Raw genomic sequence first — 19,735 nt, forward strand, 5'->3', positions numbered from 1 at the left:
ATCAAGCAGCTTCCGTTGACCCTATTATAACGCAATCGCGGCTGCATACAGAAAATTTAACCGCGCGGAATAGCGGATTCCATCTTGAAAATGTCATCAGCTGCTTTTCCTCCAACATTTTTCCCGCAACTTTACGTCTTTTTTTCGGGGAATAGTAATTCTTTGAGGCATACAATGAATGCATGCGAAAGAAAATACAAAAGAATAGGTGATTCCATGCAGATTTCGTTTCAAGCTTTCGGTACCTATAACCAGATCATGGCGGAGGTGGATTGCCTGCCGCTGTTGGAAGAATGCCGGTCATTGTGCGAAGCTATCGAAGCCAAATTTTCAGCCTTCCAGCCCACGAGCGCGATTGCCGAAATTTCAGCGCAAGCAGGCATCCGCCCCGTCGCAATCGATGAAGAAACGTTTTTTATGTTAAAAAGAGCACAAGATTTTTCGAATCTTTCCAAAGGAGCGTTTGACATCACCATACGTCCTGCTACCGCGCTTTGGGGGATCGGCAAGAAGGAAGATTACGTACCTGACAGCCAGGATCTCGAGCAGCTCAATGAACTTGTCGATTACAAAGGACTCGTCCTGGACCAAAAAAACGGCACAGCCATGTTGCAGAAAGCCGGCCAGCAGATCGACCTGGGCGGCATCGCGAAAGGATATGCCGCTGATAAGGCTAGAGACCACCTCGTTCAGAAAGGTTGCAGCTCCGCCCTGATCAATTTCGGCGGCAACATCGCTACGATTGGGGAAAAACAAAATGGGGAAAGTTGGCAGGTTGGCGTCCAGAATCCGTTGGCGAAGCGCGGTGAATTCATCGGTACTGTGAGTCTGACCGATCAGACGATGGTCACGTCAGGAGTGAACGAGCGCTTCTTCATCCGCGATGGGAAAAGATACCATCATATTTTGGATCCGCGGACTTGCCGCCCGGCCGATTCTTCTTTGTTGAGTGTGACGGTCGTCGGCAACCGTTCCATCGATATGGACGCCCTGTCGACAGCTCTGTTCGTGCTCGGACCCGATGAAGGCTCCAAATTGGCTATTCAAACGGGTTGCCACGCCCTGTTTATCTTGACGAACCGGGAGATTTTTGCCACGGAAGGCTTCACCAAAATGCTGAAAAGGAAGGTATGATACCATGGATCCGAAAAGAAAAAATAAACTGAAAAGAAAAATGCGCCAGTTCAAAAAAATCAACTTCGTCAGGAGGATTGTTCAGCTCGTCTGCTTCCTCTTGTTGCCCGGATTCTTCATCCAAATCTATTCGAGCACAAAAGCCCTTGTGGTGGCACTCCTCGCCGGCAGCTTTTCCTTGCAGGCGAACAGCGTCGACCTCGTTGTCGTCCTGTCCGTCTATCCCCTCACCCTCCTGTTCGGTCGCTTCTTTTGCGGATGGATCTGCGCGATGGGCAGCCTAGGAGACTTGCTTACCTCCATCCGCAACGGACTGAAAATCAAGGAACATCAACTTGGGGAGTCCACAGACAGCAAACTGAAGCTAATCAAATACATTCTCCTGCTATTCTCCATCATTTTCGTTTGGGTTCTCCAGATCGTCGCCATTCCGCAAGGGCTCAATCCCTTGGACGCGTTCGGGGTGTTGGTTTCCCTTGAAAACCTGGATCTGTTGTTCACCACTTTCCTGATTGCGACAATCCTGTTGATCGGCATTTTGATTGCTTCCTTCTTCGTGCCGCGGTTCTTCTGCCGCTACTTGTGCCCGACCGGCGCCATCCTCAGCCTGGTATCCCTGCCGCGCATGCTGACAATCAAGAAACCAAGAGAGAATTGCCGCAACTGCAACCTTTGCACGCAAAACTGCCCCATGTCCATCCCACTTTACAAAACGGATAAATCCCGCTCCGGCGAATGCATCGAGTGCGGTCAATGCGTGATAGGCTGCCCAAAGAAAAACTGCAACATGCAATTCTTGGGGAGGGATTTGAACAGCAAGACTCTGGGAGCCGTTACAGCGACAAGCATCGTCGGGCTGAATTATCTTGGGACGATTACGGTCAGCGCGATGGACTTCGAATCCGCTCAAACGATAACGACGATTGCCGAAGCTGCCACACAGCCCTCCACTGGAACAAGCACCGGCCAGTATCAGGATGGCACTTACGAAGGCAGCGCGCGCGGGTTCAAAGGTCTGATCACGGTTTCGGTCACTGTCGAAAATGGCCTGATAACCGACATCGAGGACGTTTCCAACAACGATACCCCTTCATTCTTCGAGAGATGTTGGAGCGTGGTCACGGGCGACATCATCGAAGCGCAAAGTACCGATGTGGATGCCGTTACGGGCGCAACCTACAGCAGCGTAGGGATCATGGATGCGGTCGCCGATGCCCTTTCCGGACAAACAGCCACCGCATCCACAGCAAGCGACTCAACTAAAATTGAAGCTGATACCAACGAGGAAGCAGCTTCATCCAGTTCAGAGGAGAGCGCATCAAGCAGTGTTTCTGCAGGGCAATATGCAGATGGCGTATATACAGGCAGCGGAACCGGCTTTCGCGGTGAAACGATTGTGGAAGTGACCGTCCAGAACGGACTGATAACCGACATCACAGAAACCTCAAAACAAGACGATGACCAATTTTTCTACCGCGCTTGGACCACCGTCATCGAAGAAATCATCACCGCCCAAGCAGTCGAAGTCGATGCCGTATCGGGCGCGACCTTCAGCAGCAACAGCATCATGGAAGCCGTCTCCGATGCACTGGGTTTAGCTTTCGAAAATCCGAACAGCTCGCTCCCAAGCGGACACGGCGGACATTAAGTTTCTGCATTATCGCTTGAGAGATCAAAAAAAACAAGTGCCCCGACCGATGCAAATTGCGCATCGGTCGGGGCACTTTTCCGTTTAATTTGTCTAAATGATAGTGGTATCAAAGCTGATGCTGGCAGGATTGATCAAGGTATCGCCGACTGGGCAATGCGATTCCACAAACTCCACGAAATGGCTGATTTCCGCTTCGGTATTATCAGCTTTGATGCGGTAGACCGCATGAATGTCAGTAAAACCGATTTTGACATTCTCATCGCCCAAAAATCCGTCTGTGTTCAGGTTTCCGCTCACTTCAATCTCAAGTTCATGGAGTTTGATGCCGAGCTTCGCGGCAAACATCCGCCCGGCGATGGCTTTACAGCTGCCCAATCCGGCAAGCAATGCCTCCACCGGACTCAAACCGATGTCCGTACCTCCGAATGCTTCCGGTTCATCCAGCACGATGGATTTGCCTCTGGCTTTGTTGATCACCTGGTAATTTTCATTCAGACTGGTCGATGTCACTTTGAATAGTTGATTTGGCATATCTGTTCCCCCTTAGTTGAAATTTGGTAAGCAAAGAATACCATCTTATCAACCGTTTGGATAACATACGAAATCGAACACGTTTGATAGCTATAACAGAACAGCCTTTGTCGGAAGGTGAATCATCTGAACGCGCAAGGTTTTTGTTTCTTTTTGACTCATAATCAGATATGATAACAACGGCAGGAACAAACGTTCTCGCTTATTTTATTTTTGAAAGGATTCAACATGACTGGAAAAACACACGTAGCGATAGGGACTGCCGCCAGCTTGCTGGTTACGCAACCCTCCACGCTGAAGGAATTATTCATCTGTCTGGGCGTAGCAATCGTCGGGTCTGTCATCAGCGACATCGATGTCACCACCTCTGAATCCCATCAGACTCTGGACTGGATTCTCGGTTTGATCCTGGCGGTATCGGTCCTGCTGGCATTCGCAGAGTCCAGGTGGTCGCTCGGCATCTTCTCCGCCATCCTGAACCACAGCTCCTACTCCCGGATCTTTTTCGGGACCGTCATTTTCTTGGGTATCTGCATCTTCGGAAAGGAACAACCGCATCGGTCGTTTCTTCATTCCATACTCGGACTGGCCTTATTGAGCATGGCGGTCTATATTCTGTCGCCGCTTCTGGTTCCTTATTTCGCAGTTGCGATGGCGTCGCATATTGCAATCGACATGCTCAACCACAAGCGCGTGAAGCTGTTTTATCCGCTTCCCGGCGGTATCCGCCTCGGTTTGTGCAGCGCGAGCGGCATCGTGAACGACTGGTTGTTCAAAATCGGCAGTCTGGTAGTCATCATCGAAATGGTATTGCTGATCGGCAGGATGGGATTGGCATTCTTTTCATAGACGGTAAAACGAGAAAACACAAGTATTCCGGCTACATATATGAGCCGGGATGCTTGTGTTTTTTGTTCATGATTGGCTGAATTACTCCGTCCTCCGGTGAGAGCAGCCTTAGCCGTAGTTGCGACCTGTCCTATCTCGTTCTTCTCCGGCCAAGCACTCTTCGCAGGAGTTGCGCCCGCGTATTTCAACCGTCCTCCGGTGACAGCCCCTTCACCGGAGGTCCGACCCCGTTCGCCCAACTATCATACGATCAAGCGACCCATCACGAACTAACATCAGCCAAACTGATTCGTGCTATCTTTCGTATACAGCATCATCAGCTTATTGTTCAGCATCGGATCGGTGTTGAAGCGTCCACGCAGCGTAGTCGTGATGGTTTTCGCGCCGGGCTTCTGGATGCCGCGGGTGGTCATGCAGCCGTGCTCGCCTTGGATGATGACAGCCACATCCTCCGATTCGGTAATCTTCTCCAGAATCTCCGCAATGTCGCTGCCGATCCTTTCCTGCAGCTACAGCCTACGACCCGCCATATCGGCAATCCGGGCTATTTTGCTCAAACCGATGACCTTTTGTTTGGGGATATACGCAACCGCAACCTTCATGTTGTACATCAACGCCAGATGATGCTCGCAGTGGCTGAATATCTCAATGTCCTTCATGAAGACAAGATCATTTTCGGCATTGCCAAAGGCCAGGTCATCCTCGAAAGTGGTGTTCAGCATTTCCGCGATTTCATCGTTCGTGTAGCACATCCCTTTGTAGATGTCCTCGTACATTTTGGCCACCCGTTTCGGAGTGTCCTTGAGGCCTTCTCTTTCGGGGTCGTCGCCCAAGGCAATCAGGATACCCCTTATATGCCCTTCGATCGCTTGTACATCAATTGCCATAGTTAAACTCCTCTCTCGTTCGGATCCCAGATGATTTTGTGGAGCTGCACCTGCATGTTGACCCCATTCATCTGGTTATCCTTCATGAAATCAACGATGCTTTCCAGCTCGATTTCTCCGAAAACCGGGCTGATAAAGATGCAGGTTTTTTCAGTAAGCTTGTATTTATTGATCAATTCTCGGGCTTTCTCCAGGTCCGCCATGCTTCCCGATACAAATTTGACCGTATCCTTATCTGTCAGATAATCGAAATTTTCCAACGCCATCATGCGCTCCATCCCACTGGAAGGAAGCTTATAGTCCATCGTGAAGCTAGGCGGGTTTTCCAAATCAGAAAATTTGCTCAACAATACGCTGCCGTTCGTCTCGATTTCGACATAGAGCTCCGGATCCTGCGAAAGCAACTCCAAAAGTACTCCCACGTCCTGCTGCAGCAATGGCTCTCCCCCGGTCAGGGTGACATTGGTGACCTGAGTGTCCTTGATGTAGGCATAAACTTCCTCGGCCGTCATCGGATCGAAAGCGACTTTTCTGTCGTTGGCCCAGGCGGTGTCGCAATAGCCGCAGTTCAGATTGCATCCCGCGAACCGGATGAAGGTCGCCAATTGTCCGCATCTGCGGCCTTCACCATTGATGCTGACGAATTTTTCAACTACTTGAAGTGCCATTTAGCTTACCCCGCTTTCTTCATAAGCGGCGCTGTTTGTTGGTGTTTCATAAACGATCGCACGCTTCACATCATAGCCCAAGCCAGCCATCGTTCTGTAGAAATGTGCGGCGAAATTCTCGGCTGTCGGACGGAACGGGAATTCGATGACGGCAAAACCGTCTTCCTTGATGCATTGCAGCGTTTGTTCCCGCATGGTTCCCTGCTCGATGATCAGCGCGTGATCTAAGTGATCCACAGCGACCTTGAGGTCCTTTTTCAAATCTCCGAAATCCACTACCATTCCGTCCAGTTGTCCGGATGCGACCAATTCTTCCGCTTGAACCTCGATTTCGACCCGCCATCTGTGGCCGTGGATGTTTGCACATTTGCCTGCATAGCCAGCAAGAAAATGCGCGATGTCGAAGCTGTGCTCTGTTTTCAAAATATACATTTTTGTATTTCTCCCCCCTAAAGTTGTCCGCAGCACCGCCCCTTTTTACAGGCGCTGCTGCCGTTCTGCCGATCCGTCGTTCCAGAACTTTCCTTGTCTTTGATGGCTTCGAAATATGCAGATCACTACTATTTTTTTGCACAAAAAAAGGGCACACTATGCCCATCAACAATCGACCGCTTCAAATAAGCAGCAGTCAGGTCCTAGTTTTGATTTGAGACAGGATGGTTTCGAACTGTCTTATTCTGTTTTTTGACACTAATACAGACTACTACAGGAAAAATGGATAGTCAAGTTACCCCCGCAACAAAATAAGGCGAAGGCAGCTCAAATTCGTTCAAATTGTCTGAACCATTTTCTTTTGTACGTCAGCCTGCCGTAATCGCCGATCACATACTTGCGGTACACCCCTCTGCCGACACGAAACGTGATGCGTTCGCCACCGTCGACTTCGAAGGTCATCACGTAGCTAGTTGTCGTCATCAAAGAGTCCCCGTTCATGTGACTCGCACTCTCCGTATCTTTCCCGATCAATTTGGCGTTTTCGGTAACCTCCACAGCAGTCAGATTCAAAACCCAATTAAAAAACAAATACCCAAATACACTGATGATTCCGATGCTCGCCAGAATCATAATCAACTCAAAATCCTCACTCATACCCATGCCCCATCACACTCCTTGTTAAAATAATAACACTTTTTGATGGAATATTATAATGAATCACCGTCTAATATAAGAGGCGAATTGCCGAATATCGGACTATCATTCGATTATTTTATTCCAGTTTTGGGCGGAATTGTCGAATGCTGTCTTTCATTCGACAATTTGACTCCTCTGCAGACCGAAGTTGTCGAATACAGCACGCCCATTCGGCAATTCGCTCCACAAAATCCATCACCGCCACAAAGAAGCTCTCCCACCTATTGATGGAAGAGCTCCTTTATGTTAAATAATTATAACTCGCTGCCGTTAGAGGCGATCACTGATTTGTACCAGTAGAATGAGTCTTTTTTGATTCGGTTGAAAGTCCCTTTGCCGGCATCGTCCAGATCGACATAGACAAATCCGTAACGCTTCTTCATTTCGCCTGTTCCTGCCGAAACGAGGTCGATGCAGCCCCATGGCATGTATCCGATCAGATCGACGCCATCGATCGTCACTGCATCCCGCATCGCTGCTATGTGGTCGCGCAGATACGCGATTCTGTAGTCGTCGTGGATTTCGCCATTTTCGATCGTATCGATGTTGCCCATCCCGTTTTCGACGCACATCAATGGTTTTTGGTAGCGGTCATACAGTTCGTTCAAAACAAAACGGAAGCCTTTCGCATCGATCGGCCAGCCCCACGGCGTTTTTTCCAGGTACGGATTCGGTTGCCCTTGCTGGCCGCCGGTTGTCGTGGTGATGTCGGAGTTTCTGTCGTATACCGTTGTGCGGTAGTAACTGAAGGCAAGGTAGTCGGACGGGTGATTTCTCAATATTTCTTCGTCGCCTTCCTCCATTATCAGTTCAAAATCATATTCATCAAAAATGCTTTTCGCATAGGCCGGATAATAGCCACGCATCATCACATCCGAGAACAACAATGCTCTCCGTCTGAACAGATAGGCTCCGAAAACATCATCCGGGTGGCACGTATTCGGGTAAATGCCGGACAGGGCCAACATGGTGCCGATTTTGACATTTGGGATCATTTCATGGGCCATCTTGTTCGCATAGCTGCAGGCTACCATCAGATGGTGCAACGCCTGGTATTTGCCCGCTGCTTCTTCCGGCAAATATTTGGTCGGAAGGATCGGACCCTTATTCTCCGTTTTAGCGTCATCTTTTTTATAGGTTCCCAAGGTCCAGAAACCGCCCAGAACATTGATTTCGTTGACTGTGATCCAATATTTCACCTTGGATTTGTATCGGTTGAACAGCACTTCACTGTAGCGAAGATAGAAATCGATCATTTTCCGGTTTGCCCAGCCGCCGTATTTCTTGGCTAACCCCACTGGCATATCGAAGTGAAGAATGGTGACAATCGGCTCGATGCCATGCTTCAGGCATTCGTCGAACACATCATCATAGAATTGCAGCCCTTCTTCGTTCGGCTCCTCCTCGTCCCCGTTCGGAAATATTCGCGTCCAAGAGATCGCCAATCGGTAACTGTTGAACCCCATTTCCGCCATCAGCCCGATATCCTCTTTGTAATGGTGGTAGAAATCAGTGGCGTTATGGCTAGGGTAATACTCGACCTCTTTCAGGATCGGCTCCGCTCCAAGCGGTAAAGATTCGCCTAAAGTAATGTGATCCATTTTCCCATTGGCATTGGTAAAGTATATTTTTCTGGAAGATGTATGGCTTCCGGCCGTAATCAGGTCCGAAGCGGCCAATCCTCTGCCACCTTCAGCAAAACCGCCTTCGTATTGGTTTGCGGCGGTTGCGCCACCCCATAAAAATGTTTCCGGAAATGCTTTGTTCACTGTCATTACCACCTTTGTCATTTGTGTCTAAACACTTATATCTGCTTCCATTATTGATTTCCTGACAAAAAAAGTAAATGCTTTCGGCAGCTATTGGCATGCCGTTGCATCTTTTCTTTTTTAACGGGCATTTGTTGAAACATAATTTCATGATTCAAATCGACAAATGGTATAATTGGAGTAAATCAAACGCAAAACAGGGGTGATATTTCTGAACATAATCAGCAGGATGAACCAAAGCCACTTTTTTTCGAACGCGGAGAACAGCATCATCCATTTTTTGCTTGAAAATCCGGATGATTTAAAAAATGCCACAACTAAAGATTTAGCCACGAAAACCTTCACGAGCCCATCCACCATCGTGCGGCTTGCCCAAAAACTGGGCTTCCAAGGCTACAATGATTTCAAAATCGAATTCCTGGCCGCTGTCCAACAGATCGACAGTCCACTGGTTTCGATCGATGCCAATTTCCCGTTCAAAAAAGCAGATGGCATCACCGAAATATCCTCAAATCTATCTCAGCTTTTCGTGGATGCAGTCAAGGAAACCAATTCCCTAGTGGATGAAGACACATACAATCAAGCCATCAATCTGCTTGACCAAGCGACCTTCATCGACATTTATGGCGTCGGCTCAAACCAGCACTTGGCCTATAATTTCACGCTTGATATGCGGCGCATCAACAAAGAAGTCACGACATCCACCAGCCAGCAGGAGCAACTCATCAAGGCTGCCACATCGAACAAAGACAGAGTCGCTTTGATCATTTCCTACACCGGCGAAACAAAAGACATCCTCGAAATCTGCCAACTGCTGAAGGCTACGGAGACGCCGATGATCTGCATCTCCAGTGTCGGAAACAACAGCATCAGCGATTTGTGCGACATCACCTTGAACATCGTCACATGGGAAAAAATGTTCTCGAAAATCAGCACCTTCTCTTCCAGCGTGTCCACTCTGTTGGTGTTGGATATTCTGTATGCCGGCCTGTTCGCGCGGAACTATGATAAAAATAAGAAACGCTTGCTTCAGGTGAAGGCGAACACCACCGGTTTCCGCTCCAAAATCCAGCCTCTGATAGAGGATGTTTGAGACGCAACAATCTTTCAAAAAGAGAGGCTCTCCCATCAAATTGATGGGAGGGCCTCTCTATGAGTAAATATCTACCTGGCTGTTTTTTGGAACTGCGCAAATGTCAAAAACGGTTCCACTTTTTTCTTGAAATAGTTGATCAAGGGACCGGTGAAAAAAGCCGTGATGATTGTTCCGATACCGATTTGGGCACCCAAGATGAAGCCGACCGCGACACAACTGAGGTCCGTCATGATCCTGATTTCCCGGTAAGTTAATCGGAGAGGCAACTTTTCCAGCAGAATGATTCCCAATGCGTCATACGGAGCAAGACCCATATCGGCAGTCATATAGACGGCTACTCCGAAGCAACATGCGATAAGCCCGAGGAGCAATCCCAGCATGCGCATCGTCAGCGTGTCAGGCAGATTCTGCAACATTCCCAAAAGAAAGTCCGAAAAATAGCCAACGAAGAAAATTCCCAATAGCGTCCCTAAATGGATCAGCTTCGGCCGGAACCAAAGCATCACCAATAGAACCGCAATATTTGCCAGCATCTGTATCGTTCCGAAGTCCATTCCTATAGATTCACTGATCCCGATATTCATCGTCACAAACGGATCGGTTCCCATTCCGCTGAAACGCATCCAAGCTATGCCACAACTGATGAGACTTGTTCCGAGAAACGTGGTGACACCCCGGAACAGTATGTTACCCTTTTTTTCTGTAGATGGTACTTTCAATGTGATAACCCCTCTCGTTGTTGGTTCGCGCTTAACCCATTTAATTATAGGTTGCTGGAAACGCATCCTATAGATTATAATGTTCTAAAATGCAGTCAAAATGTTAGGAGGTAATGATGGAAACTTCTTATTTCAAATCTTACTTTTTCAACAATCAAAAAGACCTCAAGATTCTTTTCTCCGGAAAAGCGGTCTGCGAGTCGCTTTACAGTTTCGGGCCGGCAGTCCGGCCCAATTACATCATCCATATCGTGACGAAAGGCAAAGGCCGCTATCAGCTGGATAATGAGTCCTATGAAGTGACGGCAGGCCAAGGTTTCATTATTCCGCCGGATACCAGAACTTTTTATCAAGCCGACAAAGAAGACCCATGGAGCTACTATTGGATCGGATTCGAGGGTGATCTCGCCGGGTTCTACCTGGATGCACTGGGGTGTTCGGGCCACCATCCGGTTTTCCAAACCGAAAATACGGAACGCATCATCCAAATCATAGAAGAATCCTTTTCCGAGGATCAAGTTTCTCTTTTTTCCGAATTGATGCTTTCGGCCCGACTGTATGAATTTTTGGCCTTGTTTAAACAGACAACGGAACACTCCATCACCAGAGGTCAGCTAAGGAACCCGCACATCCGGGAAGCGATCGCCTACATCAGGAGCTATTATGCCACACCGATGACCATTCAGAGCCTTGCGGAAGCATTGTGTTTGAACCGTAGCTATCTTTCCAGCATTTTCAAGCAGGAGATGGGTGTGACGCTGCAGCAATATTTGACGGATCATCGCCTGACGCGGGCGGCGGAACTCTTAGGTTTGAAGAACTTTTCGATCGATGAAATCGCAGAATACAGCGGCTATCGCGATACCCTGGTCTTTTCCAAAGCTTTCAAAAGAAAGTACTCAGTCACGCCGACCACCTACAGAAAGGCGGAATACGAAAAGCGGGAGCAATACAACGAAAAAACGGCGCATCGCTTCTGACGATGCACCGTTTTTTTCATTTTGCTTCTAATATATAAATTTTTGAATCGAAGTCACAAGAAGGTTTTCTTCCGTCGAGAACCTGACCGCAGGAAGCGTCACTTGTCACCAAGCCGATATGCATCAGTTCATCTCCGTAATAGCCCTTCCCATCGGAAATGTCGACGTACTCGATCGAAGGATCCAATCCAATCAAATGCAGTCTTCTGAAAGGCGCATTGACCTCATTCAGAATTTTATATTGGCCCACCAGCACCGTCCGTTTATCTTCGGAAACGACCATCCATGCACAATAGTTCCCGTCGAACGGGCTCATGAGACGGTAGAAAGTGCCGCTGTGGATGATTTTGCGGTACTTTTTGATGAACGTAATCTGTTCCTTGACGATTGCCCTTTCCTGTTCCGTCAATCTGTTCAGATCCAATTCATACCCGAATGAGCCGAATGCCGAAACATTCCCGCGTGTCTCCAACGGTGTATAACGATGAAGCTGTTCGTTAGGAGCTGCGGAAACATGCGCTCCCATCGAGCTCAAGGGGTAAACAAAAGAAGTGCCGTACTGGATTTTCAATCGCTCAACTGCATCCGTATCATCGCTGGTCCATCCTTGCGGAGAATAATAGATCATCCCAGGATCAAAGCGACCTCCCCCGGAAGCGCAAAATTCAAAAAGAATTTCCGGAAACTCGGATGTCAGACGTTCATACAGGTCATAGACGCCCAGCATGTAGCGATGGAACACCTCACCCTGTCTCCCGGCAGGAAGTCTTGGCGAATAAGCCTCAGTGATGCAGCGGTTCATATCCCATTTCACATAAGAAATTTTGGCTTCGCGCAATATCTTAGAAATCATGGTGTAAATATGATCGACTACTTCAGAGCGGGTGAAATCAAGGACATATTGGTGGCGCCCGTGGGAAACCGGTCTTCCCGGTGTATGGATGATCCAATCCGGATGAGCCCGGAAAAGATCACTGTCCGCATTCACCATTTCCGGCTCGAACCATAGCCCGAACCGCAAGCCGATTGCTTCAATCTTTTCAGCCAAGCCGTCAATCCCCTCCGGCAACAATTCCCCGTTGACGAACCAATCTCCGAGCCCAGCTCGCTCATGACGCCGGCCACCGAACCAGCCATCATCCAGAACGAACAGTTCCACCCCGTCTTCATAAGCTGTCTCGGCAAAAGCCAGCAATTGCTGTTCCGTGAAATCCATCCCGGTCGCTTCCCAGTTATTGATCAAAATCGGACGTTCCTTATCGCGCCACGTCCCTCTTGCCAACCGTTGGCGGTAGAGGCTGTGGAAAGTTTGACTCATGCCGTTCAAACCATTCCCGCTGTGCACCATCACGACTTCCGGTGCCTGGAAAGTTTCCCCTGGTTCAAGCAACCAGCCGAAGCCGAACGGATTGATCCCCATACTGACGCGCGCAACATTGTAGGTATCCACTTCCACCTGCGCCAAGAAATTACCGGAATAAACGAAACTGAATCCCAGGACCTCTCCGGATTGTTCGGTGGCATCCAGTCTTTTCAAAGCAATGAACGGATTTTGGTAGTGGCTGGATGATCCTCTCGCGCTTTCGACACTTTGGATGCCCGGCACCAATCGGCGGAAGTACGGATGACGTTCCCGCCCCCAAGCACCCGACAACTGCAGCAGTTCGTATTCTGCATCAGGCAGATCCAGGTTCATGCTGAGCAAACGTTCCAGCTGCACATTTTTCTGTCCATCATTCCGCACACGCACCGATCTCGTCACAACAGGACGTTCCTCATAGAGCGTGTAGCTCAGCACGACGACCACCCCTGCCAAAGAATCCTCCAAAGTGATTTCCAAAGTAGTCGCCTCTTCCGGTGATTCGGCATAAGTGGCCGGCAATCCTGCGAGTGTTTTCTTACCCGAATGGACAACGTGTTCTTTCACTTGGAAGGCGGACACGCGGCTGCCGTTCTCATTCAGTACGCTGATGGCAGGGTGGCGGAAATCAGTCGTCCCGTAGACCGGAAATTCCTGGCGCATATGCTCTCTCGAAAAAGAGTAGTCCTCCTGGCTGGCGTAAGCTGTATTCGGTCTATACGCCGATTCGATCAGATGGCTGAAATCCGTCCTGTCGGCTACCTTTTTTCCGAAATATAGATTCCCAAGACTGCCATCCTCCAGTACCTGCATGATGTAACTGATCTCCTGATTGGTCAGATGAAATAATTTCCCTTGTTGATGAATTTGAATTGGCATGGAATCGCCCCCTTTATAATATAACTGGATTGTAACCCCTTTTTCGGAAAATTCGGAGGGGTCAGCGTCTGTTTCATCAGTCAAAATGTTAGTAACCAGACCAAATTGTTGCAAACGCTACCTTATGCCATGCGTTTTCTGCATCAAGCATGTTAGAATAGAGAGGGAGTAGCGCTTGGAATGGATCATATTGAAAAAAGGAGTGTTCAAAACTATGATGCAGGCAAACAAAAATGCTTTTCCGAAGGATTTCCTGTGGGGCAGTGCTTCGGCTGCTTATCAGGTGGAAGGCGCTTGGGACGATGACGGCAAAGGTCCATCGATCTGGGATGAATTCGTGAAAGTGCCCGGCACCACCTACAAAAACACAAACGGTAATGTTGCGGTCGACCATTACCATCGCGTGGAGGAGGATGTCCGCTTGATGGCGGAAATGGGCCTGAAAATTTATCGTTTCTCGATCGCCTGGTCACGGATTTTCCCGACTTCCATGGATGAAGTGAACCAAAAGGGCTTGGATTTCTACCATAAGCTGATCGACCTGTGCCTGGAAAACAACGTCGAGCCGATGGTAACGATTTATCACTGGGATCTACCGCTGTTCCTGCAAGAAAAATACCGTGGTTGGGAAAGTCGGGAAATCATCGCCGACTTCAAGAAATACACAGTGACTTTGTTCGAGGCTTACGGCAGCAAAGTGAAATACTGGATCACGATCAATGAACAGAACATCTTCACGCGGATGGGCTGGATGACGGCGCAGCACCCGCCGAAAATGAGCGGCGAAGAAAAACTCTATTACCAGGTCAACCATAACGTGTTCCTGGCGCATGCCGAGGCCGTGCTCGCCTTTCAGGATCTGGTTCCGGACGGCATGATTGGTGCGAGCTTCGCCCTGCATCCGAGCTACGCCATCGACTGCAAGCCGGAAAATGTCGTAGCCAAGATGGATTACGACGATTTGAAAAACTATTGGTGGATGGATGTTTATGCTTACGGGCGTTATCCGAAGGCAGCCATGAAGTATCTCCAGACCAAAGGCGTTGCGCCTGAATTCGAGCCGGGCGATGCGGAATTGCTTGCGGAAGCCGCCAAGCACGTCGACTTCATGGGCGTCAACTATTACCGGAGCGATACGGTAGAGTACAACCCGTTGGATGGCGTCGCCAGCAGCGGCGTGTTCAATACGACCGGCGAAAAAGGTTCCATGACTGTCCCTGGCGTTCCGGGCTTGTACAAGAATCCGCTGAATCCCAATCTGCCGACAACAGATTGGGATTGGACCATCGATCCGATCGGCATCCGCGTCGGTTGCCGCGACATCACTAGCCGCTATGACCTGCCGATCATCATTTCCGAAAACGGACTCGGCGCTTTCGACACACTTGAAGAGGACGGCAGCATCCATGACCCTTATCGGATCGCCTATCTGTCGGAACACCTTAAGGAGATCAAACTGGCAATCGAAGAAGGCTCGGAAGTGCTCGCATACTGCACATGGTCGTTCACCGATCTGCTCAGCTGGCTGAACGGCTACCAAAAACGCTACGGCTTCGTCTATGTCGATCAGTACGAAGAAGCCGTCGATCCTTCCCTGAATCGCTACAAGAAAGACAGTTTCTATTGGTACAAGGACGTCATAGCCAGCGACGGAAAAACGCTGTTCGACGAAGCATAAGAAAAGCTGAACGGGTTCGTTCAGACCTGAAAGAAATTTAGGAAATCTGGCCCTGAATGAGCATCGTAGAGCGCAATGGGTCAGATTTATCTAATTTCCGAAGGGCTAACCCGTGCAGCTGGACATCATTTTAGGTGCATGAAACATTTTGCAAACTTGTGAAACACCTCCGGTGATGCACTTTTCACTCTGGAAAATTTTATAAATTCCTATAAGTTAACAAAGAATCCCCGACCAAGCTCATAATGCAGCTCGGTCGGGGATTTTTTCGGTATATGAATCACTGGTATTCTGTCTTTTTTAGCATTCCCGTCTTTTTCGAATCTTTCAAACTATTCAGACTGATGCCTATCAAAATTAATATAACACCCGTCCACTTTACAGGTGGGACTGGCTCTGATAATACTACTGAGGACATCAGTATCGCTACGGGAAGTTCGGACGATGTCAAAATCGTTCCTAGGCTGGGTCCGACATGCGGCATTCCGATCGAATAAAGCAACGGAGGCAGCACTACACCGAAAAGACCAAGAAGCAGGCCGTATGGAGCAAGGCTAAAGAACGTCGTGCCCTCAAGGATGAAGACCGGCGGATAACAAATGGACACGAGTATGCTCGCGCCAGTAGCCAGCAAGGCACTTTTTTGAACAGGAGGGAGTTGACTCCCGACAGCACTACTCAAAAATAGGAAGGTTGCGAAACTGACTGCTGCCAAAATCCCCCAGATTAAGCCTATTACCGTGAATGTTGAACTACTTTTCGAAAAAACGTCAGCCGCCAATAATGAACCGAGCAAAAGGACAGCTATCGAAATCAGCTTCGTTTTATCCGGAACAAGTCTGTAAACCAGCCACTCGATCACTGATCCGATCCAAACAAATTGAAAAAGGAAAACAATCGCTAATGAGGCACTCAATGATTGCAGTGCTTGATAATAAAAAATTCCGGTCAAACCGAAAGGGATGCCTGACAACAAAAGTTTCACCGACTCCTTTACGGAAAGCTTTTCCTTTTTTGTAAACAGTAAAACAAGCCACAACATCATCGTACCGAACAAGTACTGCGCACCTGTCACGGCACCAGAACTAAATCCGTTCGCATATGCTATTTTCACAAAAGTCGAAAGAATGCCGTAACAGCATCCCCCCAAAAAAACAAGTCCTGCATAGTACATATTTTTCATGTTAATGCACTCCGGCACGTTTACCGGAGTCAATCCCCCTTTGGATGCTAAAATGATTTTAACCCATGTTTGCGTAGGATTTCCCAGCGTTCCCTCCATTCCTATGCTTGTGTTGAAAATTAATGGATTTCAACTATACTGAAGGTAGAAACTTCAGGAGGTGAAGCATGATTCTCGATAAGGTCAACGACATACTGAATACAAGAAATCAGAATGATTCCATTTATGCCATCGCTGGCTACATCAAATCCCATATTGACGAAATCCCCTTCTTGACGATAGATGCTGTTGCTGCCGGATGCTTTGTTTCGAAAGGTCAAATCTCCAAAACTATCCGAACTCTAGGATACGAAAACTACGCAAGCTTCAAGGATGCTTGCCGGAATTATGTAGATTCCCTGGAGAGAAAATCCTTTCTGTTCAATAAAGCGTACGGTTTTCCTGAGAATGTCGCCCTTTTCAACCAGAAATTAAGCGAGACATTCCAGTACGTTACAAACCATCTCGATTATGCCACTCTGGAAAAACTAGTGAACGTCATAGGCAGGCAAAAACGTGTCTATTTATTTGCCCAAGGTGATATCCGCTCCGTTTGCCACACCATCCAGATTGAGTTGAGCCGTCTTTCCATTTCGACTGTCATTTGCGATGCTGATTTTGACGTCGATTTCCCGCTCAATCAAGATGATTTTCTGCTCGTTCTCAGCGTCAACGGCAACACTTTCAGATACAGCAAGCGGATCACTCGAAGGATCAAGAGCCTGCAGAGCACAACTTGGCTCATCACCTGCAATGACCAACTCGAATTTCCCAACAAATGCGTCGTTCCTTCAAACGAAACTACCCTGAACGATTTTGCTTTAAAATATGTCGTGGATGTTTTGCTTGCTGGCATCATCATGCAAAAAAGTTGATAGATCCTCCTTCGAATATCCTGAAGTCCGTTAAATCACAAACATTCCCCATTCGAAGCGATCACCTTTTTGTACCATTCAAACGAATCTTTTTTGAGCCTTTTCCTAGTCCCGGCCCCTTCATTGTCGAGATCAACGTAAACGAAACCATAACGCTTCTCCATTTCCCCGGAAGTATTCGACACAAGGTCAATGCATCCCCAGGTCGTATAGCCGATCAGATCGATGCCGTCTTCACTTACTGCGTCACGCATAGCCAGGATATGTTCCTGCAAATAATTGATACGATAATCATCTTGGATTTTGCCATTGTCCTCAACCCTGTCCTTAGCACCCAGGCCGTTTTCCACGATGAACAACGGTTTTCGATACCGATCACTCAGTAAATTCAAAGTGATCCTAAGCCCGAGCGGATCGATTTGCCATCCCCACTCACTCGATTTCAAATGTGGGTTCACTATCGATTGGAATACATTCCCGGGTGTAACGTCGGTTCTGTTCTCCTCTGAAGTGCTGACATGTGAGGAATAGTAGGAAAAGCTGACAAAATCAACCGGATGATTGCGCAACAATTCTCGGTCCCCATCGATAAAAGGTATCTCAGCATTTCTTTTCGCTACCCAATTCAGCGCGTATTGCGGATAATACCCCCAACTTTGGACGTCAATAAACATATAATTTTCTCTATCATCTTCCATAGCCTTCCAATAATCCCGGGGTTTGCAGGTTTCTGGATAGTGCGGCCCCGCAGCCATCATGCATCCGATCTGATTATCCGGATCGATTTCATGCGCTAGTTTGGTGGCCAAAGCGCTCGCCACCAATTGGTGATGGACAGCGGTAATCATGACCTGATTCCTATTCTCCCCTTCATCGAAGCGAATTCCTGCCGCCACAAAAGGCAAATGAAGAACCATATTTATTTCATTGAACGTAATCCAATATTTCACTGATCCTTGGAATTCTTCAAAGAGCGTTTTTGCGTATTTGGCATATTCTTCAACCATCCGCCGGTCCCGCCAGCCTCCAAATTTTTCAACCAAACCCATCGGACATTCAAAGTGGCTGATTGTGACAAGAGGCTCGATGCCATATTTCCCGCATTTCTTGATGATATTCTTGTAAAATTGAAGGCCTTCCTGATTGGGTTCTTTTTCATCGCCATTCGGGAAAATCCTTGTCCATGATATGGAAAATCTGTAGACCTTAAAGCCCATTTCTCCTAGAAGGGCGATATCCTCCTCGTAGTTATGATACAGATCAATTGCCGACTTTGTTGGGTAGAATGCCTGTGGATCAAAATAATTTGCATGCAAATCCCCGCTGCCTACAGCGTATCTGTCTTGACCCACGGGTACCAGATCCACATTAGCCAATCCTCTTCCTCCTTTATCGTAACCTCCTTCACATTGTACAGCCGATGTGGCCCCACCCCATAAAAAATTTTCTGGAAACTTCATACGCTTCTCCCTCTCTGAATAAGACTTTAATCTAAAATAAAGTATTTGCTTGCAAGACACAATGAAGTTTCCATTTTCGAAACAACTTGACTTTTCACATATCGACTTATCTATATATTTTTTCTTGAAATCACCCCTTACAAAAACAGTCAAAATTTGGTATAATATTTATACAACGTGTTGTTTTGACGAACGTAAGTCCTGTTGTCAAAATTCTGCACGCTTTTTTGTTGCTTTTGGAAGAGATATGGAGGATTACATGTACAAAGTTAATGATTTGATAGTGTATGGAAACGAAGGGGTCTGCCGAGTTGAAGCGATCGAAGTTATGAATGTCACTGCTGTCGCAAATGATCGTCTCTATTATGTTCTGAAGCCCCTGTATCGGAACGGAACAGTATTCACACCCGTTGATACGAAAGTATTTATGCGTCCCGTTATTTCGGCCGATGACGCACAAGAAATAATCGAACAGATTCCGACAATAGAAACGGATATCCTATACAGCAGCGCGAATCTGCTTTCCGAACATTATGATAAAGCCATGGAACGCCATGATTGCAAATACCTGATCCAAGTGATCAAAACGGTCTACCTCAAGAACCAGATTGCCGCCACAAAAAATAAAAAGGTTTCCGAAACCGACAGACGCTATATGAAGAAAGCCGAAGAAATGCTTTACGGCGAATTCGCTGTCGTGCTGGAGATGCCCAAAAATGAAGTGAAGACCTACGTCGAAGAAAAAGTTTCAGCAATTGAATTAAGTTTGATCAAATAAAACACTTTAAATGAAAAACAGAAATCCGGATAAGGGATTTCTGTTTTTTTCTATCTCGCTCGTTATTC

General features: G+C 47.8%; 17 protein-coding genes and 1 pseudogene. 8 read left to right on the top strand and 10 right to left on the bottom strand.

Annotated features, from left to right (window positions below; all coding sequences use genetic code 11):
* Nucleotides 1–174: 174 nt before the first annotated feature.
* Nucleotides 175–1,134 (top strand): FAD:protein FMN transferase, encoded by a 960-nt coding sequence (locus ACKPBX_RS01845; protein WP_319995818.1) that lies wholly within the window; start codon nucleotides 175–177, stop codon nucleotides 1,132–1,134.
* Nucleotides 1,135–1,138: 4 nt separating this feature from the next.
* Nucleotides 1,139–2,782 (top strand): FMN-binding protein, encoded by a 1,644-nt coding sequence (locus ACKPBX_RS01850; protein WP_319995819.1) that lies wholly within the window; start codon nucleotides 1,139–1,141, stop codon nucleotides 2,780–2,782.
* A gap of 93 nt (nucleotides 2,783–2,875) precedes the next feature.
* Here ACKPBX_RS01850 and ACKPBX_RS01855 read toward each other — a convergent pair whose 3' ends face one another.
* Nucleotides 2,876–3,316, bottom strand: coding sequence for an OsmC family protein (locus ACKPBX_RS01855; protein WP_119092537.1), 441 nt, complete (start codon nucleotides 3,314–3,316; stop codon nucleotides 2,876–2,878).
* Nucleotides 3,317–3,544: 228 nt separating this feature from the next.
* On the opposite strand from ACKPBX_RS01855, the gene ACKPBX_RS01860 reads away from it, so the two are divergent.
* A complete protein-coding gene (locus tag ACKPBX_RS01860) occupies nucleotides 3,545–4,165 on the top strand; it encodes a metal-dependent hydrolase (RefSeq protein WP_119092538.1) in 621 nt (206 codons plus the stop codon).
* A gap of 275 nt (nucleotides 4,166–4,440) precedes the next feature.
* Here the strand turns inward: ACKPBX_RS01860 and folE are convergent.
* From folE to ACKPBX_RS01885, 5 genes and pseudogenes are all read right to left on the bottom strand, one after another.
* Nucleotides 4,441–5,052, bottom strand: a pseudogene (gene folE, locus ACKPBX_RS01865) (GTP cyclohydrolase I FolE).
* Between the two features lie 2 nt (nucleotides 5,053–5,054).
* Entirely contained in the window at nucleotides 5,055–5,720 is a 666-nt protein-coding gene (gene queE, locus ACKPBX_RS01870; RefSeq protein ID WP_319995820.1) for a putative 7-carboxy-7-deazaguanine synthase QueE, read from the bottom strand.
* The gene (queD, locus tag ACKPBX_RS01875) at nucleotides 5,721–6,152 is read right to left on the bottom strand and encodes a 6-carboxytetrahydropterin synthase QueD (protein ID WP_319995821.1); all 432 of its coding nucleotides are present in this window, start codon (nucleotides 6,150–6,152) and stop codon (nucleotides 5,721–5,723) included. It lies immediately after the preceding gene.
* A gap of 327 nt (nucleotides 6,153–6,479) precedes the next feature.
* Nucleotides 6,480–6,815, bottom strand: a complete 336-nt coding sequence (locus tag ACKPBX_RS01880; protein WP_319995822.1) for a DUF2500 domain-containing protein — start codon at nucleotides 6,813–6,815, stop codon at nucleotides 6,480–6,482.
* A gap of 290 nt (nucleotides 6,816–7,105) precedes the next feature.
* The gene (locus ACKPBX_RS01885; protein WP_319995823.1) at nucleotides 7,106–8,626 is read right to left on the bottom strand and encodes a glycoside hydrolase family 1 protein; all 1,521 of its coding nucleotides are present in this window, start codon (nucleotides 8,624–8,626) and stop codon (nucleotides 7,106–7,108) included.
* A gap of 223 nt (nucleotides 8,627–8,849) precedes the next feature.
* Here ACKPBX_RS01885 and ACKPBX_RS01890 point away from each other — a divergent pair, with 223 nt between their 5' ends.
* Nucleotides 8,850–9,713 carry a MurR/RpiR family transcriptional regulator gene (locus ACKPBX_RS01890; protein ID WP_319995824.1) on the top strand — a complete coding sequence of 288 codons (864 nt, stop codon included), beginning with the start codon at nucleotides 8,850–8,852 and terminating at the stop codon, nucleotides 9,711–9,713.
* A gap of 71 nt (nucleotides 9,714–9,784) precedes the next feature.
* On the opposite strand, the gene ACKPBX_RS01895 is transcribed toward ACKPBX_RS01890, so the two are convergent.
* Nucleotides 9,785–10,435: a YczE/YyaS/YitT family protein gene (locus tag ACKPBX_RS01895; protein ID WP_319995825.1), complete on the bottom strand. Its 651-nt coding sequence runs from the start codon at nucleotides 10,433–10,435 to the stop codon at nucleotides 9,785–9,787.
* A 116-nt stretch (nucleotides 10,436–10,551) separates the two neighbouring features.
* Between ACKPBX_RS01895 and ACKPBX_RS01900 the strand changes: the two genes are divergently transcribed.
* A complete protein-coding gene (locus ACKPBX_RS01900) occupies nucleotides 10,552–11,415 on the top strand; it encodes an AraC family ligand binding domain-containing protein (RefSeq protein WP_180688015.1) in 864 nt (287 codons plus the stop codon).
* A gap of 16 nt (nucleotides 11,416–11,431) precedes the next feature.
* On the opposite strand, the gene ACKPBX_RS01905 is transcribed toward ACKPBX_RS01900, so the two are convergent.
* Nucleotides 11,432–13,654 carry an alpha-galactosidase gene (locus ACKPBX_RS01905; protein WP_319995826.1) on the bottom strand — a complete coding sequence of 741 codons (2,223 nt, stop codon included), beginning with the start codon at nucleotides 13,652–13,654 and terminating at the stop codon, nucleotides 11,432–11,434.
* Between the two features lie 214 nt (nucleotides 13,655–13,868).
* On the opposite strand from ACKPBX_RS01905, the gene ACKPBX_RS01910 reads away from it, so the two are divergent.
* On the top strand, nucleotides 13,869–15,332 hold the full coding sequence (locus ACKPBX_RS01910) for a glycoside hydrolase family 1 protein (protein WP_407702563.1): 1,464 nt from the start codon (nucleotides 13,869–13,871) through the stop codon (nucleotides 15,330–15,332).
* Nucleotides 15,333–15,612: 280 nt separating this feature from the next.
* On the opposite strand, the gene ACKPBX_RS01915 is transcribed toward ACKPBX_RS01910, so the two are convergent.
* Entirely contained in the window at nucleotides 15,613–16,515 is a 903-nt protein-coding gene (locus ACKPBX_RS01915; RefSeq protein ID WP_319995827.1) for an EamA family transporter, read from the bottom strand.
* Nucleotides 16,516–16,682: 167 nt separating this feature from the next.
* Here ACKPBX_RS01915 and ACKPBX_RS01920 point away from each other — a divergent pair, with 167 nt between their 5' ends.
* Nucleotides 16,683–17,429 carry a MurR/RpiR family transcriptional regulator gene (locus ACKPBX_RS01920; protein ID WP_160116937.1) on the top strand — a complete coding sequence of 249 codons (747 nt, stop codon included), beginning with the start codon at nucleotides 16,683–16,685 and terminating at the stop codon, nucleotides 17,427–17,429.
* Between the two features lie 35 nt (nucleotides 17,430–17,464).
* On the opposite strand, the gene ACKPBX_RS01925 is transcribed toward ACKPBX_RS01920, so the two are convergent.
* Nucleotides 17,465–18,889, bottom strand: coding sequence for a 6-phospho-beta-glucosidase (locus tag ACKPBX_RS01925; RefSeq protein WP_319995828.1), 1,425 nt, complete (start codon nucleotides 18,887–18,889; stop codon nucleotides 17,465–17,467).
* Between the two features lie 259 nt (nucleotides 18,890–19,148).
* Here ACKPBX_RS01925 and ACKPBX_RS01930 point away from each other — a divergent pair, with 259 nt between their 5' ends.
* Nucleotides 19,149–19,667, top strand: a complete 519-nt coding sequence (locus ACKPBX_RS01930; protein WP_160116938.1) for a CarD family transcriptional regulator — start codon at nucleotides 19,149–19,151, stop codon at nucleotides 19,665–19,667.
* Nucleotides 19,668–19,735: the final 68 nt, after the last annotated feature.

The sequence above is a fragment of the Trichococcus shcherbakoviae genome, from assembly GCF_963666195.1.
GTDB lineage: Bacteria > Bacillota > Bacilli > Lactobacillales > Aerococcaceae > Trichococcus > Trichococcus shcherbakoviae.

Bases quoted from the DNA above. Each gene is read 5' to 3' on its own strand.
- ACKPBX_RS01845 (WP_319995818.1), top strand. From the start codon at position 175: ATGAATGCATGCGAAAGAAAATACAAAAGAATAGGTGATTCCATGCAG.
- ACKPBX_RS01850 (WP_319995819.1), top strand. From the start codon at position 1,139: ATGGATCCGAAAAGAAAAAATAAACTGAAAAGAAAAATGCGCCAGTTC.
- ACKPBX_RS01855 (WP_119092537.1), bottom strand. From the start codon at position 3,316: ATGCCAAATCAACTATTCAAAGTGACATCGACCAGTCTGAATGAAAAT.
- ACKPBX_RS01860 (WP_119092538.1), top strand. From the start codon at position 3,545: ATGACTGGAAAAACACACGTAGCGATAGGGACTGCCGCCAGCTTGCTG.
- queE (WP_319995820.1), bottom strand. From the start codon at position 5,720: ATGGCACTTCAAGTAGTTGAAAAATTCGTCAGCATCAATGGTGAAGGC.
- queD (WP_319995821.1), bottom strand. From the start codon at position 6,152: ATGTATATTTTGAAAACAGAGCACAGCTTCGACATCGCGCATTTTCTT.
- ACKPBX_RS01880 (WP_319995822.1), bottom strand. From the start codon at position 6,815: ATGGGTATGAGTGAGGATTTTGAGTTGATTATGATTCTGGCGAGCATC.
- ACKPBX_RS01885 (WP_319995823.1), bottom strand. From the start codon at position 8,626: ATGACAGTGAACAAAGCATTTCCGGAAACATTTTTATGGGGTGGCGCA.
- ACKPBX_RS01890 (WP_319995824.1), top strand. From the start codon at position 8,850: ATGAACCAAAGCCACTTTTTTTCGAACGCGGAGAACAGCATCATCCAT.
- ACKPBX_RS01900 (WP_180688015.1), top strand. From the start codon at position 10,552: ATGGAAACTTCTTATTTCAAATCTTACTTTTTCAACAATCAAAAAGAC.
- ACKPBX_RS01905 (WP_319995826.1), bottom strand. From the start codon at position 13,654: ATGCCAATTCAAATTCATCAACAAGGGAAATTATTTCATCTGACCAAT.
- ACKPBX_RS01910 (WP_407702563.1), top strand. From the start codon at position 13,869: ATGATGCAGGCAAACAAAAATGCTTTTCCGAAGGATTTCCTGTGGGGC.
- ACKPBX_RS01915 (WP_319995827.1), bottom strand. From the start codon at position 16,515: ATGAAAAATATGTACTATGCAGGACTTGTTTTTTTGGGGGGATGCTGT.
- ACKPBX_RS01920 (WP_160116937.1), top strand. From the start codon at position 16,683: ATGATTCTCGATAAGGTCAACGACATACTGAATACAAGAAATCAGAAT.
- ACKPBX_RS01925 (WP_319995828.1), bottom strand. From the start codon at position 18,889: ATGAAGTTTCCAGAAAATTTTTTATGGGGTGGGGCCACATCGGCTGTA.
- ACKPBX_RS01930 (WP_160116938.1), top strand. From the start codon at position 19,149: ATGTACAAAGTTAATGATTTGATAGTGTATGGAAACGAAGGGGTCTGC.